This is a genomic window from Cohnella luojiensis (genome assembly GCF_004564235.1).
In the GTDB taxonomy this organism is placed as follows: domain Bacteria; phylum Bacillota; class Bacilli; order Paenibacillales; family Paenibacillaceae; genus Cohnella; species Cohnella luojiensis.
This window is the reverse complement of sequence record NZ_SOMN01000023.1, coordinates 49,181-63,462: the sequence shown is the minus strand read 5'-3', so window position 1 is coordinate 63,462 and position 14,282 is coordinate 49,181. Positions and strand designations below refer to the sequence as shown.

At 52.6% G+C, this 14,282-nt stretch carries 14 protein-coding genes and 1 tRNA gene; 12 read left to right on the top strand and 3 right to left on the bottom strand.

Annotation, left to right across the window (positions count from 1 at the left end; genetic code table 11):
* Positions 1-118: 118 nt before the first annotated feature.
* The 9 genes from E2980_RS15635 (at position 119) to E2980_RS15595 (ending at position 8,388) form a co-directional block, all read left to right on the top strand.
* A complete protein-coding gene (locus E2980_RS15635; RefSeq protein ID WP_240703047.1) occupies positions 119-385 on the top strand; it encodes an ATP-binding protein in 267 nt (88 codons plus the stop codon).
* A 102-nt stretch (positions 386-487) separates the two neighbouring features.
* Positions 488-2,218, top strand: coding sequence for a tetratricopeptide repeat protein (locus tag E2980_RS15630; protein ID WP_135153113.1), 1,731 nt, complete (start codon positions 488-490; stop codon positions 2,216-2,218).
* 54 nt (positions 2,219-2,272) lie between these two features.
* The gene (gene trxB, locus E2980_RS15625; protein WP_135153112.1) at positions 2,273-3,226 is read left to right on the top strand and encodes a thioredoxin-disulfide reductase; all 954 of its coding nucleotides are present in this window, start codon (positions 2,273-2,275) and stop codon (positions 3,224-3,226) included.
* A gap of 38 nt (positions 3,227-3,264) precedes the next feature.
* A complete protein-coding gene (locus E2980_RS15620) occupies positions 3,265-4,218 on the top strand; it encodes an ROK family glucokinase (protein ID WP_135153111.1) in 954 nt (317 codons plus the stop codon).
* Positions 4,219-4,300: 82 nt separating this feature from the next.
* Complete coding sequence (gene rapZ, locus E2980_RS15615; protein WP_135153110.1) at positions 4,301-5,188, top strand: RNase adapter RapZ; 888 nt, start codon at positions 4,301-4,303, stop codon at positions 5,186-5,188.
* Between the two features lie 13 nt (positions 5,189-5,201).
* A complete protein-coding gene (locus E2980_RS15610) occupies positions 5,202-6,188 on the top strand; it encodes a gluconeogenesis factor YvcK family protein (protein WP_135153109.1) in 987 nt (328 codons plus the stop codon).
* 6 nt (positions 6,189-6,194) lie between these two features.
* The gene (gene whiA / locus E2980_RS15605; RefSeq protein ID WP_135153108.1) at positions 6,195-7,130 is read left to right on the top strand and encodes a DNA-binding protein WhiA; all 936 of its coding nucleotides are present in this window, start codon (positions 6,195-6,197) and stop codon (positions 7,128-7,130) included.
* Between the two features lie 102 nt (positions 7,131-7,232).
* The gene (locus E2980_RS15600) at positions 7,233-7,502 is read left to right on the top strand and encodes an HPr family phosphocarrier protein (protein ID WP_027086334.1); all 270 of its coding nucleotides are present in this window, start codon (positions 7,233-7,235) and stop codon (positions 7,500-7,502) included.
* 115 nt (positions 7,503-7,617) lie between these two features.
* Positions 7,618-8,388, top strand: a complete 771-nt coding sequence (locus tag E2980_RS15595) for an SIMPL domain-containing protein (protein ID WP_135153107.1) — start codon at positions 7,618-7,620, stop codon at positions 8,386-8,388.
* Between the two features lie 164 nt (positions 8,389-8,552).
* Here E2980_RS15595 and sda read toward each other — a convergent pair whose 3' ends face one another.
* From sda to E2980_RS15580, 3 genes are all read right to left on the bottom strand, one after another.
* Positions 8,553-8,813, bottom strand: coding sequence for a sporulation histidine kinase inhibitor Sda (gene sda / locus E2980_RS15590; protein WP_135153106.1), 261 nt, complete (start codon positions 8,811-8,813; stop codon positions 8,553-8,555).
* Positions 8,814-9,063: 250 nt separating this feature from the next.
* Positions 9,064-9,648 (bottom strand): ATP-dependent Clp endopeptidase proteolytic subunit ClpP, encoded by a 585-nt coding sequence (clpP, locus tag E2980_RS15585; RefSeq protein ID WP_135153105.1) that lies wholly within the window; start codon positions 9,646-9,648, stop codon positions 9,064-9,066.
* An 827-nt stretch (positions 9,649-10,475) separates the two neighbouring features.
* Positions 10,476-10,550, bottom strand: a tRNA-Arg gene (locus E2980_RS15580).
* 228 nt (positions 10,551-10,778) lie between these two features.
* Here E2980_RS15580 and E2980_RS15575 point away from each other — a divergent pair.
* From E2980_RS15575 to E2980_RS15565, 3 genes are all read left to right on the top strand, one after another.
* The gene (locus tag E2980_RS15575) at positions 10,779-11,801 is read left to right on the top strand and encodes a sugar-binding transcriptional regulator (protein ID WP_135153104.1); all 1,023 of its coding nucleotides are present in this window, start codon (positions 10,779-10,781) and stop codon (positions 11,799-11,801) included.
* Between the two features lie 119 nt (positions 11,802-11,920).
* Complete coding sequence (gene gap, locus E2980_RS15570; RefSeq protein ID WP_135153103.1) at positions 11,921-12,931, top strand: type I glyceraldehyde-3-phosphate dehydrogenase; 1,011 nt, start codon at positions 11,921-11,923, stop codon at positions 12,929-12,931.
* A 161-nt stretch (positions 12,932-13,092) separates the two neighbouring features.
* A complete protein-coding gene (locus E2980_RS15565; RefSeq protein WP_135153102.1) occupies positions 13,093-14,274 on the top strand; it encodes a phosphoglycerate kinase in 1,182 nt (393 codons plus the stop codon).
* Positions 14,275-14,282: the final 8 nt, after the last annotated feature.

The following is a 14,282-nucleotide window of genomic DNA, read 5'->3' as shown; positions in this document are numbered from 1 at the left end:
GGTGGTTGGTTAGGCTTCATCATCGGGGCGATGGCTCTTGCCGTCGTATTCCCCGCAGTCAGCACGATCGAGGCGACGCTGCTGGGCGGCTTCAGTCATCCGTTGCCGGGAGGGGCAGGTGGAGATCCAACTGGAGCGGCAACGCGACTCCGCGGTACTGACGGTCGTTAACGACGCGAAGTTTCTGGCGGGGAGCGATGTTAGCCTGTTGTTCGACCGCTTCTATACGGCAGACCGAACCCGATCCGCCCAAGGATCGGGTCTTGGCCTGTCCATCGCCAAGAGCTTGATGGAGAAAATGAACGGTTCCTTGACAGCCGTGCTTTACGGCGACCGGCTGGCATTGATATGCGCGTGGAGCAGGGATAGTAGAATAATTACATAAAATAAGCGCCGCATACTAAGCGGCGCTTATTTTATGGATGGCTCAGGCTGTGTTATAATCGTGGATGATGGAGTTCCAGAACAACTAGGAGGTGCCTTGCCGATGAGTCAGCGGAAGCGTGCGGCCAAAAGCCGACGTCCCAAAGTGATCCCGATGCGTCTGGACGCGACCTTCTTCTTCGAACGTGCCGTGCAGTCGCTGGATCGTTACCATTACGACAAGGCACTTAAATATTTTCGCCGCGCGGTGGAGTACGAGCCGGAAAATCCGGTAAACCATTGCAATATGGCGGGCATTCTGTCGGAGATGGGGCGGTACGAGGAATCGAACGTCATCCTTCGCTCCGTACTGGATCAGATCGATCCGGCCATGACCGAATGCTACTATTATTTAGCCAATAATTACGCGAATATGGAATTGTTCGAAGCTGCCGAAGAGGCGCTTGTCCGATATCTGGAGAACGACCTGGAAGGGCAATTCCTGGACGAGTCGGACGAGCTGCTTGATCTGCTTCATTACGAGCTCAACCGGCCGACGAAGCTGGTGACCATAAAGGCGAAGGAAAATATATACGCGCACGACAAAGCCCGCGAATTGCTTGAAGCGGGTCATTTCGCGGAAGCGGTAAAGATGCTAGAAGAAATTATCGGGCGAGAACCCGACTTCCTGGCGGCAAGGAATAACCTGGGGTTGGCATACTACTATATGGGGCTATTCGACAAATCGGTCGCCACCATTACCGAGGTGCTCGATTCGGAACCGGGCAACTTGCACGCGCTGTGCAACCTTGCGATCTTCTATCAGCATTCGAACCAAGAGGGACCGCTTCAAGCGTTAATCGAGAAGCTGAACAAGACGGTGCCGTTCCATCCGGAGCACGTATTCAAAATGGCCACTACGCTCGGAATCGTAGGGGAGCACCGCGAAGCTTATGTTCACTTCAGGAGATTGCTTAAGACCGGCGAGCTTTCCAGCGAGCCGAGCCTGCACCATTTTGCGGCGGTAGCCGCCGTGAACCTGAAACGCTACGACGATGCGGAGAAGCATTGGAAGCAAGCGGAGAAGCTCGATTCCGAGTCGCCGGTTCCCGCGTTCTATCTGCGGAGGCTGGAGAAGGTGCGCACGGGCGAGGAAACCCCGCCAACGCACTATCACTACCATCTTCCGTTCGAAGAGCAGTTCCGGGAATGGGAACATAGTCCGGGCCAAGTGACGGATGCTCTGAAGCGCGACCCGTTGATCCGCTCCTCCTTCTTCTGGGCGCTTCGCCACGGCGACCGGCGCACGAAAGTGCAAGTCATCCAGGCGTTGGGGCTCGTCGCGGACGAGGAAGTGATCGAGGCGCTGAAGGCGTTCCTGATCGACGCGGATGAGGAAGACGAATTAAAGCGGGTGGCCGTTCTCGTGTTGCGTTCCATCGGCGTGCAGGATTCCTTGAGCGTTACGTTCAGCGGGCGTACGCTGACATTGGAGGCACGGCGGAAATCGGCTAAGCTTCCGGTATGGGACAGCGCATGGCAAGCCGTTCTGGAACAAGCCCTGGAGGGCATGTCGGGCAGGTATGACGTAGTACAGCAGCATGATATGATGACGTTATGGGTCGATTATTTATCCCGGGTATATCCGGAAGTCCCCAAACTTCACAAGTCGACGGGTTGGGCCGCGGCACTGGAATATTGGACTGCCAAGATGCATCGCCGGACCGTAACTTATGCGGATTTGGTCAATCGTTACGGTGTCTCCCAGGCCAGTATTAGCCGATATGCGAACCGCATTGACGAAGCTTGCGGAATTCGGGAGAAGCTAGACTTAACGACACCTTCTTTTTATTAAGCAATCGCATTCAGCGTTTAGCATTCAGCAATCAGCATTTAGGAGGAGCAAAATATGTATAAGTCAATCGTAATCGGAACGGGGCCTGCCGGTTTGACGGCGGCTATCTATTTGGCAAGGGCCAACCTATCTCCTCTCGTCATTGAAGGGCCGGAACCGGGCGGCCAACTGACGACCACGACGGAAGTAGAGAATTTTCCGGGTTTCCCGGAGGGAATCATGGGGCCGGATCTCATGACGAATATGCGCAAGCAGGCAGAACGCTTCGGCGCGGAATTCCGCACGGGCTGGATCAATAAGGTAGATACGTCCAAACGCCCGTTCGCGCTTTCTTTGGAAGGCGGCGAGACTTTGCATGCGGAGACGTTGATTATCTCCACGGGCGCATCGGCTAAATATATGGGCATTCCCGGAGAACGGGACAATGTAGGACGCGGAGTCAGCACTTGCGCAACATGCGACGGATTTTTCTTCCGCGGGAAGAAGATCGTCGTTGTCGGCGGCGGCGATTCCGCCATGGAAGAAGCGAACTTCCTGACTCGCTTCGCGTCGGAGGTGACGCTTGTCCATCGTCGCGATGAGATGAGAGCGTCCAAGATCATGCAAGACCGCGCTCGCGAAAATAACAAAATCCTGTGGGGCCTGAACAAAACTCCGATAGAAGTCGTGACCGGAGAGAATGGAGTTACCGGGTTGAAGGTACGCAACAACGCAACGGGCGAGGAAGAGATCATCGAAACGCAAGGCTTGTTCGTGGCGATCGGCCATACGCCGAATACGAAATTCTTGGATAATCAGATCGACACGGATGAACTCGGCTATATCAAGGTGAAGCCGGGTACGACGGAAACGAATATTCCCGGCGTGTTCGCATGCGGCGACGTGCAGGATCAAAAATATCGTCAAGCGATTACGGCGGCGGGCAGCGGATGCATGGCCGCGCTGGATTGCGAGAAGTTCCTGGAAGGTTCGGCCGTACATGACTGGAGTCAATCTCTTAACGCGTAAACTTTTTAACCATTATTTCTTATGAGGTGTCGATTATCATGTCAGAATCGTTGTTCGTAGGCGTAGATTTGGGTGGAACCGCTATTAAGGTCGGCTTGTGTAACGCAACGGGTGATCTGCTTCGCACATACGAAGGGCCTACACAAACCGCTGATGGAGCGGATGCCGTGTTATCCAACATTGCGGCCTATGTCAAGGTGCTCGTACCTCCGGGAACACCGGAATGGGAAGCCGTTGCTGGCGTTGGGATCGGCATCGCCGGTTTCTTGGATATACCGAACGGGATTATCAACTTCTCGCCGAACCTTCCTTTCAAAGATGTACCCGCGAAGCAAATCATGGAAGAGAAGATCGGCAAGCCGGTCAAAATCAATAACGACGCCAACGTGGCCGCGCTCGGAGAAGCTTGGGGCGGAGCGGGCAAGAACATCCCTCACTGCGTATGCTATACATTGGGAACGGGCGTCGGCGGCGGTATTATTCTGCACGACCGGCTTATCGAAGGGTACACGGGCATGGCAGGGGAGCTTGGACACATGTCCATCGTACCCGATCTTGAAGCGATTCAATGCGGCTGCGGCAAGATGGGCTGCTTAGAGACGGTATCGTCGGCAACCGGTATTATCCGGATGGCGAAGGATGCGGTTGATCGCGGAGACAAGACCACGCTAACCTTCGTCGAGGAAGAGATGACGGCTAAGCACGTATTCGATGCGGCGAAGGCGGGCGACGAAGTCGCTCAGCGCATCGTGAGCCGGGCTGCCTACTATCTAGGTAAATCTATGGCGGCGGTAGCGGTTGTCGTGAACCCTCAGCGGTTCATCGTTGGCGGCGGAGTGAGCAAGGCGGGGGAATACCTCTTCGAGCAAATTCGCGAAGTATTCCATAAGCTCACGCCGGAAAATGCGCGCGAAGGCGTCGAAATCGTAGCAGCGGAGTTAGGAAACAATGCCGGCGTCGTCGGGGCAGCGGGTTTGTTCCTTCGAGCATAATTGAAGCAGGCGCTCGGCTCCGTAAGCTCATTAAACGGGTCGGGCGTTCTTTCGTTAATCGCTACAGGGGGAGGGGATCAAATTGGACACGATCACGACGCAGCCTACGCTCGTTATTATTACTGGGATGTCGGGAGCGGGGAAGACGATTGCGGTGCAGAGCTTGGAAGACTTGGGTTTCTTCTGCGTCGATAACTTACCGCCCGTACTTATCCCTAAGTTCGCAGAACTGATTGAACAATCGCAAGGTCGGATCGCAAAAGTGGCATTAGTGATCGACTTGCGGGGGCGAGAGTTCTTCACGGCCTTATCCGAATCGCTTAATCATATCCGAGAGCATTACACGATTCATTATGAGATTCTATTCCTGGATGCGACGGATTCGATTCTCGTTCAGCGGTACAAGGAAAGCAGGCGCAGGCACCCGCTTGCTCCGGAAGGCTTGCCTTTGGAGGGGATTCACCTGGAGCGCAAGCTATTGGAGGATCTGAAAGGTTGGGCGACTCAGGTTATCGATACGAGCAGTCTGAAGCCCGCGGCGCTTAAAGAGAAAATCATTAGTCGGTTCACGAACCTGGACAAGAATAATATCTCTATTAACGTTACTTCGTTCGGATTCAAGTATGGCGTTCCCATCGATGCGGATTTGATTTTCGACGTTCGCTTTCTCCCTAACCCGCATTACGTGGATAGCCTTCGGCCTAAGACGGGAGTCGAACCGGAGGTCTACGATTATGTTATGAAGTGGCCGGAAACGCAAACGTTCCTAACGAAGCTGCTCGATATGCTGCAGTATTTGATTCCGCTCTATCATAAGGAAGGCAAGAGCCAGGTCGTGATCGGAATCGGGTGCACCGGAGGGAAGCACCGTTCCGTAGCTTTGGCGGAATACTTGGGAAGAAGGCTCGGCTCCAGCGATACGGAGATGGTACGAGTGAGCCATCGCGATTCCGATCGCGATCGGGCATAGCCGAGGTGAATAGATGAAAATACAACCAAATCTTCCCCGCAAACCGCGGATCGTCGTCATTGGCGGCGGCACGGGGTTGTCCGTTATGCTGCGAGGATTGAAGCAGAAGCCGCTCGATATCACGGCTATCGTAACGGTCGCGGATGACGGCGGCAGCTCGGGCATCTTGCGAGAGGAACTGCAAATCCCTCCTCCGGGGGATATTCGCAACGTCTTATCCGCGCTGGCGGACACGGAGCCCTTGCTTGCCGAGGTGCTCAAGTATAGATTCAGCAACGGCACGGGTTTAGCCGGGCATAGCTTGGGAAACCTTATCCTTGCGGCAATGACCGACATTACAGGAGATTTCGTTACGGGAATAACCGAGCTAAGCCGGATCTTCGCGGTCCGCGGGCGCGTCCTTCCAGCCGCTAATCATGCCATCGTACTGAAAGCGGAGATGGAAGACGGTTCGATCGTGGTCGGGGAATCAACGATACCGAAATCCGGTCTAGCCATCCGCAAAGTATTCCTGGAACCGGCTGACGTCGAAGCTCTTCCCGAAGCCGTTCAAGCTCTACGGGAGGCGGATGCGATCCTAATCGGTCCGGGCAGCCTGTACACGAGCATTATACCGAACCTGATCGTGCCCAAGCTAGCGGAAGCCATCATCCAATCGGATGCGGTGAAGCTATTCGTATGCAACGTCATGACGCAACCGGGCGAGACGGACAATTATTCCGTGAGCGACCACCTTGCAGCCGTTCATGCTCATATCGGCCATCATCTGTTCGATTACGTTATCGTTAACGACGGGGAGATTCCCCCGCAAGTTCAGAACTTGTACGCGGAACAGGGCTCCACGGCGGTACATCTGGATCTGGAGGAAGTAACGCGCCGGGGTTATAAGGTCATCGCGGATACGCTGGTGTTGTTCCGGACGTATCTACGTCATGACGCCGCCAAGCTAAGCGATCATATTTACCATTTGGTCGAACAATGGATGTTGAGAAAGGGGTGATTTGGCATGTCATTTGCGGCGCTAACGAAAAAGGAATTAACCATGCTCGAAACCGAAAGCTGCTGCGAAAAGGCAGAGCTATCGGCGCTCATCCGGATGAACGGAACGATCTCGCTCACCAATAAACGCGTCGTGCTGGATATCGCTACCGAGAATGCCGCAATCTCACGCCGAATGTACACCCTTCTCAAACGACATTTTACGGTAGTGACCGAATTGCTCGTCCGCAAAAAAATGCGCCTGAAGAAAAACAACGTTTACGTCGTGAGGGTGCCGGCAGGCGCGGAAGCGATTCTGAACGACCTGTCGATCGTCTCGGAAGGATTTCTTTTCCACCCCAGCATCGACAAGAACTTGGTTCGCAAGCCTTGCTGCAAGAAAGCTTACCTGCGCGGTGCATTCCTGGCGGGGGGATCGGTTAATAATCCGGAGGGATCATCCTATCACTTGGAGATCTCTTCTATGTATGAGGAGCATTGCCAAGCCTTGGTAGACCTTGCGAACAAGTTTCATCTTAACGCACGGTTTATCGAGCGCAAGAAGGGCTTTATCCTGTACATTAAAGAGGGCGAAAAAATAATCGAGTTTCTTAGCATCATCGGCGCCCATCAAGCTTTGTTCAAATTCGAAGATGTTCGCATTATGCGGGATATGCGGAATTCCGTGAACCGGATCGTCAATTGCGAGACGGCCAACCTGAACAAAACGATCGGGGCGGCGGTTAGGCAAATCGACAATATCAAGCTGCTCGTGAAAGAGGTCGGTCTGAACAACCTGCCCGAGAAGCTGCGCGAGGTGGCGGAAGTCCGGCTTCAGCATCCTGATATTAACCTGAAGGAAGTCGGGGATTTGCTTAAGGGACAGGTCAGCAAGTCCGGCGTTAATCATCGTCTCAGGAAACTTGACGAATTAGCTGAAAAAATCCGGAATGGCGGCGCATAAACCGTATAGCGCTTTTGTTCATAACAATGTTATAATAGTCTAGAAACTGTAGCACGGGGGTCCCGGGCAGCGGGACGAACAAAGATAGGGGGTATCCGGTCCATGACGAGACAGCCGGTTGTTGTTCGGCTTAAAACGGGTCTTCACGCCAGACCGGCGGCACTATTCGTGCAAGAAGCCAATAAATTCTCCTCCGATGTCTTCGTGGAGAAGGATGACAAGAAAGTTAACGCGAAAAGCATCATGGGTATTATGAGCTTGGCGATCAGCTCCGGAACGGAAGTCGCGATCAGCGCGGAAGGTTCCGATGCAGAGCAAGCTGTAACCGCTTTAGTCCAGCTTGTAAGCAAAGAAGAGCTTGAAAACCAATAAGTTACTTTCGCATGGAGCTCCCTAGGGGAGCTTTTTGCATTTTATAGGCAATAATTGAAACATTAGGGATGGTAGTTCCGTCATTAAAGTCAAACAACCGAAAGGGGTATAGATCATGAACAAACGCACTGTGCAATTGTTGGCGGTATTGATGGCGGCAGTCATCATCGGATGGTTTGGGTTTGGACGAGGGGAGAGCGGTGTGGTGGCAGCGGAAACAGTTCAGACGGTCGCAAGCGCGACTCCGCCTTACACGGTAACGGTAGGGGCGACGGGGTCGGTTATGGTGGAGCCGGATGTCGCGTATTTGAATTTGGCGGTCGAGACTCGGGGCTCGAAGGCCGTGGAAGCCCAACAGGCGAACGCGGACAAGTTTGCCGCGGTCGAGAAGACCTTGTACGAGAAGTTCGGGATCGACAAGAAAGACGTGAAGACAACCGGATTCAACGTGCAGCCGGAGTATAACTATACGGAGGAGGATGGACAGGTACTGAAGGGCTACGTCGCGGTCCATTCCATCCAGGTGACTTACCGTAAGCTTACGGAGATCGGCAAGCTGTTCGATGCGTTATCCGCATCCGGTGCTAACCGTATAGATGGCGTTCGATTTTCTACGGAGAAGAAGGAACAGTATGAGTTGGACGCGCTCAAAAAAGCAATGGACAACGCCGCGGCGAAAGCCGGCGTGCTCGCTACGTCTGCCAAGCGTCAGCTGAAAGGCGTAATTAACATCGTTCAGGGAGACGTTTCCGATAATCCGATCTTGTTTGCAAGAGAGCAAGCCAACATGAAGTTTGCGACAGCGGACGGAGAAGCCTCATCATCGGTGCAGTCGGGACAGATCGAGATCAGCACCAATGTTACCGTGCAGTACGAAATGCAGTAACGTGTAGGTAGATGAAGGTGGATCGCTTAGCGTAGGCGAGGCGAGTGAGATTGAGAGCGAGAGTAGGGGAAGTGATCCCTTGTTCTTGCTCTTTTTATTAAATAAATAAACCGCCATCCGAAGGAGGAGGCGGTCTGAAGGTTAGGGATTAGCATTGGTTGTAATTAAGCTTCTTTGTATTGACTTAATTGGCGAATGGAGAGTGCTTCTTCCAGCAACTCGATGAATTCGTCGGATAAGTTCATTTTCTTGGCTTCCCTGTAGACTTCCAACAGATGCTCATCCTTCAGCGGGCGAAGCAGCAACGCTTTATCGCTTAACCGACGAGCGGCCACCATATCAATGTGGCTTTCGTTTGTTTTTCGGATTGGCATTTTGGCATCGGACTGTTTGTTTACAAGATACGGGTAGGACCGTTCAGGCATAAAGATCCCTCACTTCCAAAGTTCCTAGGTGATGACTAGAATTGGAGGTAAATGGTATTACCTCTTCAGACAGCATATCATGGATTGTCCGACTAGCAGAGAGGGCATTCAAAGTTTTGAATTTTTGTTGACACGAGTGTTGTTGTGTGATAAATAATGTTGCTTTTAAGCAGTTAAAAACGCGTACCGACGCTGATTTCACGTCGATACGCGTTTTTATTCGAATGCGTAATTCTAAAGGGAGTTAACGTTATACGACCTTATCGATGACTTTGTCGATTAGTCCATATTCACGAGCTACTTCCGCTTCCATGAAATTATCGCGATCGGTATCTTTCTCGATGCGCTCGAGCGGTTGGCCCGTGCGTTCCGATAGTATGCCGTTCAGCTTGTCGCGCAGCTTAAGAATTCGGCGTGCCCGAATTTCGATGTCGCTGGCTTGGCCCTCGGCACCGCCTAGCGGCTGGTGGATCATGACTTCGCTATTCGGAAGGGCGAAACGTTTGCCTTTTGCGCCTGCGGCTAGCAGGAAAGCACCCATCGATGCGGCCATGCCGACGCAGATCGTAGAGACATCGGGTTTGATAAACTGCATCGTATCGAAAATGGCCATCCCTGACGTAATGGAGCCGCCGGGGCTGTTAATGTACAGGTGGATGTCTTTTTCCGGATCTTCGGCCGCCAAGAACAGCAGCTGGGCGATGATGGAGTTGGCAACCACGTCATTAACCTGAGTGCCTAGAAATACGATTCTATCCTTGAGTAAACGGGAATAAATGTCATAGGCCCGTTCTCCTCGATTTGTTTGCTCGACAACCATAGGTACGAAACTCATGTTTGACGTCCCTCCTCATGTTTTGGTTTTTTTATCATAGCGAATCCGGTGGTAAAAGTCAAAGAAAGTCAAAGGGCCGTCAGGCGCGGTGACTTGGAGGATTAGATTCTTATTCTGGTGGCCGCATATGCCGGAATGGGGTACCTCCTACGTTGCTGGTTAAAATCGAGTTGCTGGGAATGAAATATGCGGGTGCAACTCGATTTTAAAGGCGGACGTAAACTCTCCGGAGCCACCCCTTTCCTCTATATACTCTCAGAATAATAAATAACCGCAAAGTCACGCGGCAGACTATGTGGAGAGGAAGGGCGAGTTGCTTTGACTGACCAAATACCCGCGCTAGGAACGCTTATTTCGCCGAAAGTGGCTCAGACCAACCGGATACCCGCGCCAGGAACGCTTGTTTCGCTGGAAGTGGCTTAAACCGGTTAGCAAACTTACTTTGTTAATTCGGCGCAGATCCCAAATGGATGACGGTGTTAGCGAACTATCTTTGTTAATTCGGCGCAGATCCCAAATGGATGACGGTGTTAGCGAACTATCTTTGTTAATTCGGCGCAGATCCCAAATGGAGGATGGTGTTAGCAAACTTTCTTTGCTAATTCGGCGCAGATCCCGCATGTAGGACGGAGTTAGCAAACTTTCTTTGCTAATTCGGTACGATTCCCACATGGAGGACGGAGTTAGCAAACCCGCCGTGAGCGGGTTGGATCATGTAAATGGAAGAGGAGTAGTCAAATGCCGGAAAGAGGCAAATAAAATCAAAAAAACCGACCGTATGGAACGGTCGGTTATGTTGGATGCTATTGTTTGGCGGAAAAAGGTATTGGCGCGCCCGTGAGGAATCGAACCTCAATCTCAGCCTTCGGAGGGCTGCGTCATATCCGTTGGACCACGGGCGCTCATGAATGACAGCAAGAATTATTATAGGCGATTGCGACGTAAAAAGCAAGCAACTGCGCCTTGGTAAATTTGTTATTTACGTGGATGTTAAGACTTGCGCCAATCCGGAATTTTCGATAATATAGAGGTGGGACTTAAAGTGTAACGGCGGGACATTTTACGTCCAACTAAAGATTCGCATCGTTGCCGACGATGACCATCCGTTCCCAGGAGGATACGCGGACAGAATGCGAAAAATCGTAGACATTCAGAAGAAGCTGCTTCCCGATCTCATGCAGGTCATGGAGAAAAGGTACGATATCTTGCACCGGATCTACTTAGCGGGAACGATCGGGCGTCGAACGCTAGCCGCCAGCGTGGACATGACGGAGCGGATCCTTCGTTCGGAGCTGGAAGTATTGCGTACGCAAGGGTTATTGGATACCGCCCCGGCGGGAATGACGCTAAGCGCGAGCGGCAAGCAGCTGGTTGAAGAGATGGAGCCGATCGTCAAGGAGATATTCGGCTTATCGGATCTGGAAGAGGCGGTTCGAACCGCATTCGGATTGAAGAGAGTCATTATCGTACCCGGCGACTCAGACGCATCCGACCATATTAAGATGGAGCTTGGCAGGGCGGGAAGCCGAGTGCTGAGGGACAGCCTATCATCGGGCGACGTCGTAGCCGTCATGGGCGGTTCAACGATGGCGCGCATGGCATCGCAGTTCGCGACCCCGTCTCAAATGAAAGACAATTGGTTCGTGCCCGCGCGGGGCGGCTTGGGAGAGAGCGTGGACTACCAGGCGAACACGATAGCGTCAGAACTTGCCAAGCGTACGGGAGCGCGATATCGCATGCTTCACGTGCCCGATCATCTGAGCGAGGAAGCGTACCAGACGATCATGCAGGAGCCTAACGTTCGCGAAGTGGTGGACATGATCAGAAGCGCGCGAATCGTCGTTCATGGAATCGGAGATGCCATCACGATGGCTCGGCGCCGGAAGCTTAAGGACGAGACGAAGGAAGAGCTGGTGAAAGACGGCGCGTTGGCCGAGGCTTTCGGCTATTACTTCGACCGATCGGGCAAAGTCGTACATCGGATGGCGACGGCGGGATTACGTCTGGAGGATATCGAAGCAGCGGGCGTAGTTATCGGCATCGCCGGCGGAAGCAGCAAAGGCGAAGCTATCGCTTCCGTCATGAGATTCGGCCATGATGACGTTCTGGTTACGGACGAAGCGGCCGCGATCGAAGCCCTGAGACATGTTTAATCGAAACAGACAAGTTACAAGCGTAACAAAAGGGTAATCCTACACTATAGTGGTCTCGGCGCTAAAGGCGCCTGACATATAGATCAAAAAAAGCTAGTCATTCTAAGGAGGAACAAATCATGGCAGTAGTAAAAGTGGGTATTAACGGATTTGGACGTATTGGACGTAACGTATTCCGCGCTTCTCTGAAAAACCCGAACGTAGAAATCGTAGCGATCAACGACCTGACGGACGTTAACACGCTTGCACACCTTCTGAAATATGACACGACTCACGGCAAATTGGACGGAACGGTTGAAGTGGGCGAAGGCGCGCTTATCGTAAACGGCAAAACGGTTAAAGTATTCGCAGAGCGCGATCCCGGCAACTTGCCTTGGTCTTCCGTAGGCGCAGAGATCGTGGTTGAATCCACGGGTATTTTCACATCCAAAGAAAAAGCCGAGCTTCACTTGAAAGGCGGCGCCAAGAAAGTTATTATCTCCGCGCCTGCTACCAATGAAGACATCACGATCGTTATCGGCGTTAACGAAAACAAATATGATCCGGCTCAACATACCATCATCTCCAACGCTTCTTGTACGACGAACTGCTTAGCGCCTTTCGCTAAAGTCATTAACGATCAATTCGGAATCGTTAAAGGCATGATGACTACGATCCATTCCTACACGAACGATCAAAGCGTGCTGGATGTTCCGCATAAAGACTTGCGTCGCGCTCGCGCGGCTGCTGAGAACATCATTCCTTCTTCCACTGGCGCTGCGAAAGCCGTTTCCCTCGTATTGCCTGAACTGAAAGGCAAATTGAACGGTATGGCTATGCGCGTTCCGACTCCTAACGTTTCCGTAACGGATCTCGTTGCGGAATTAAAAGTAAACGTTACGGTTGAAGAAGTGAACGCGGCTCTGAAAGCCGCTGCGGACGGTCCTCTGAAAGGCATCTTGAACTACTCCGAAGAGCCGCTTGTTTCCAGCGACTACAACGGCGATCCTGCTTCTTCCACGATCGATGCGTTGTCCACTATGGTTGTCGAAGGCAACATGGTTAAAGTTATCTCTTGGTACGACAACGAGTGGGGCTACTCCAACCGCGTTGTTGACTTGGCTGTATTCATTGCAAGCAAAGGTCTGTAAGACAATTTTATGAAAATAAAGCTAACGTCCCGGGTTGCCCAGCGAACCGGGACACGCTTTTGCAATGAGTTAATTATGCGTGACGGACTCGAGGCTGGTTCTCATCAATGGAGCCTAGCTTTGCGCCCGGGGATTTACAGCCACCCGAGGAGGTTTGACTCTTGAACAAGAAAAGCGTAAGAGACGTCGATGTTGCAGGGAAAAAGGTATTTGTCCGGGTAGATTTCAACGTGCCGCTCGAGAACGGAGCGATCACGGATGATACGCGTATCCGCGAAACGTTGCCGACAATCAAATTTTTGATCGAAAAAGGCGCAAAAGTCATCCTCGCCAGCCACTTAGGTCGTCCTAAAGGCGAAGTCGTGGAAGAGTTGCGCTTGACGCCGGTTGCGGCGCGTTTGTCCGACCTTCTAGGCAAGCAAGTAAACAAAGCCGATGAAGTCGTTGGCACAAGCGTTCAAGCGAAGGTAGGCGCGCTGAAAAACGGCGATGTACTGCTGCTCGAGAACGTGCGGTTTCACCCGGGCGAGGAAAGCAACGACTCCGAATTGGCAAAAGCTTTTGCCGCATTGGCGGATTTGTTCGTAAACGACGCTTTCGGCGCGGCGCACCGTGCGCACGCTTCTACGGAAGGCATCGCTCATCACATTCCGGCCGTTTCCGGCCTGTTGATGGAGAAAGAGCTGGATGTACTCGGCAAAGCGTTGCACAACCCTGAACGTCCTTTCACGGCTATCGTGGGCGGCTCCAAGGTGAAAGACAAAATCGACGTCATCAATAAAATGATCGAAATCGCGGACAATATCATTATCGGCGGGGGACTTTCCTATACGTTCCTCAAAGCGCAAGGCAAGGAAATCGGCAAATCCCTCCTCGACAACTCCAAGCTGGAGCAATCCCTCGGATTCATCGAGAAGGCGAAGCAGCTCGGCAAAAACTTCTACATCCCGGTCGATATCGTGGTAGCGGACAAATTCAGCGCTTCCGCTAACACCCGAATCGTAGATACCGACTCTATCCCGGCGGATTGGGAAGGCATCGACATCGGACCGAAAACTCGCGAGATCTACGCGGATGTCATCAAGAGCTCCAAGCTGGTCGTCTGGAACGGACCGATGGGCGTATTCGAAATCGAGCCATTCTCACACGGTACTCTTGCCGTTGCTCAAGCTTGCGCAACGACGGATGCTTACACCGTTATTGGCGGAGGAGATTCCGCGGCTGCGGCGGAGAAGTTCAAGCTAGCGGACAAGATGAACCATATTTCCACGGGCGGCGGAGCGTCGCTGGAATTCATGGAAGGCAAAGTCCTTCCTGGCGTCGTGGCGCTAAACGACAAATAGAGGTGAAC

What these genes read in the sequence shown, in the direction of transcription:
- E2980_RS15630 (WP_135153113.1), top strand. Translation starts at nt 488, where the DNA reads ATGAGTCAGCGGAAGCGTGCGGCCAAAAGCCGACGTCCCAAAGTGATC.
- trxB (WP_135153112.1), top strand. Translation starts at nt 2,273, where the DNA reads ATGTATAAGTCAATCGTAATCGGAACGGGGCCTGCCGGTTTGACGGCG.
- E2980_RS15620 (WP_135153111.1), top strand. Translation starts at nt 3,265, where the DNA reads ATGTCAGAATCGTTGTTCGTAGGCGTAGATTTGGGTGGAACCGCTATT.
- E2980_RS15610 (WP_135153109.1), top strand. Translation starts at nt 5,202, where the DNA reads ATGAAAATACAACCAAATCTTCCCCGCAAACCGCGGATCGTCGTCATT.
- whiA (WP_135153108.1), top strand. Translation starts at nt 6,195, where the DNA reads ATGTCATTTGCGGCGCTAACGAAAAAGGAATTAACCATGCTCGAAACC.
- E2980_RS15600 (WP_027086334.1), top strand. Translation starts at nt 7,233, where the DNA reads ATGACGAGACAGCCGGTTGTTGTTCGGCTTAAAACGGGTCTTCACGCC.
- E2980_RS15595 (WP_135153107.1), top strand. Translation starts at nt 7,618, where the DNA reads ATGAACAAACGCACTGTGCAATTGTTGGCGGTATTGATGGCGGCAGTC.
- sda (WP_135153106.1), bottom strand. Translation starts at nt 8,813, where the DNA reads ATGCCTGAACGGTCCTACCCGTATCTTGTAAACAAACAGTCCGATGCC.
- clpP (WP_135153105.1), bottom strand. Translation starts at nt 9,648, where the DNA reads ATGAGTTTCGTACCTATGGTTGTCGAGCAAACAAATCGAGGAGAACGG.
- E2980_RS15575 (WP_135153104.1), top strand. Translation starts at nt 10,779, where the DNA reads ATGCGAAAAATCGTAGACATTCAGAAGAAGCTGCTTCCCGATCTCATG.
- gap (WP_135153103.1), top strand. Translation starts at nt 11,921, where the DNA reads ATGGCAGTAGTAAAAGTGGGTATTAACGGATTTGGACGTATTGGACGT.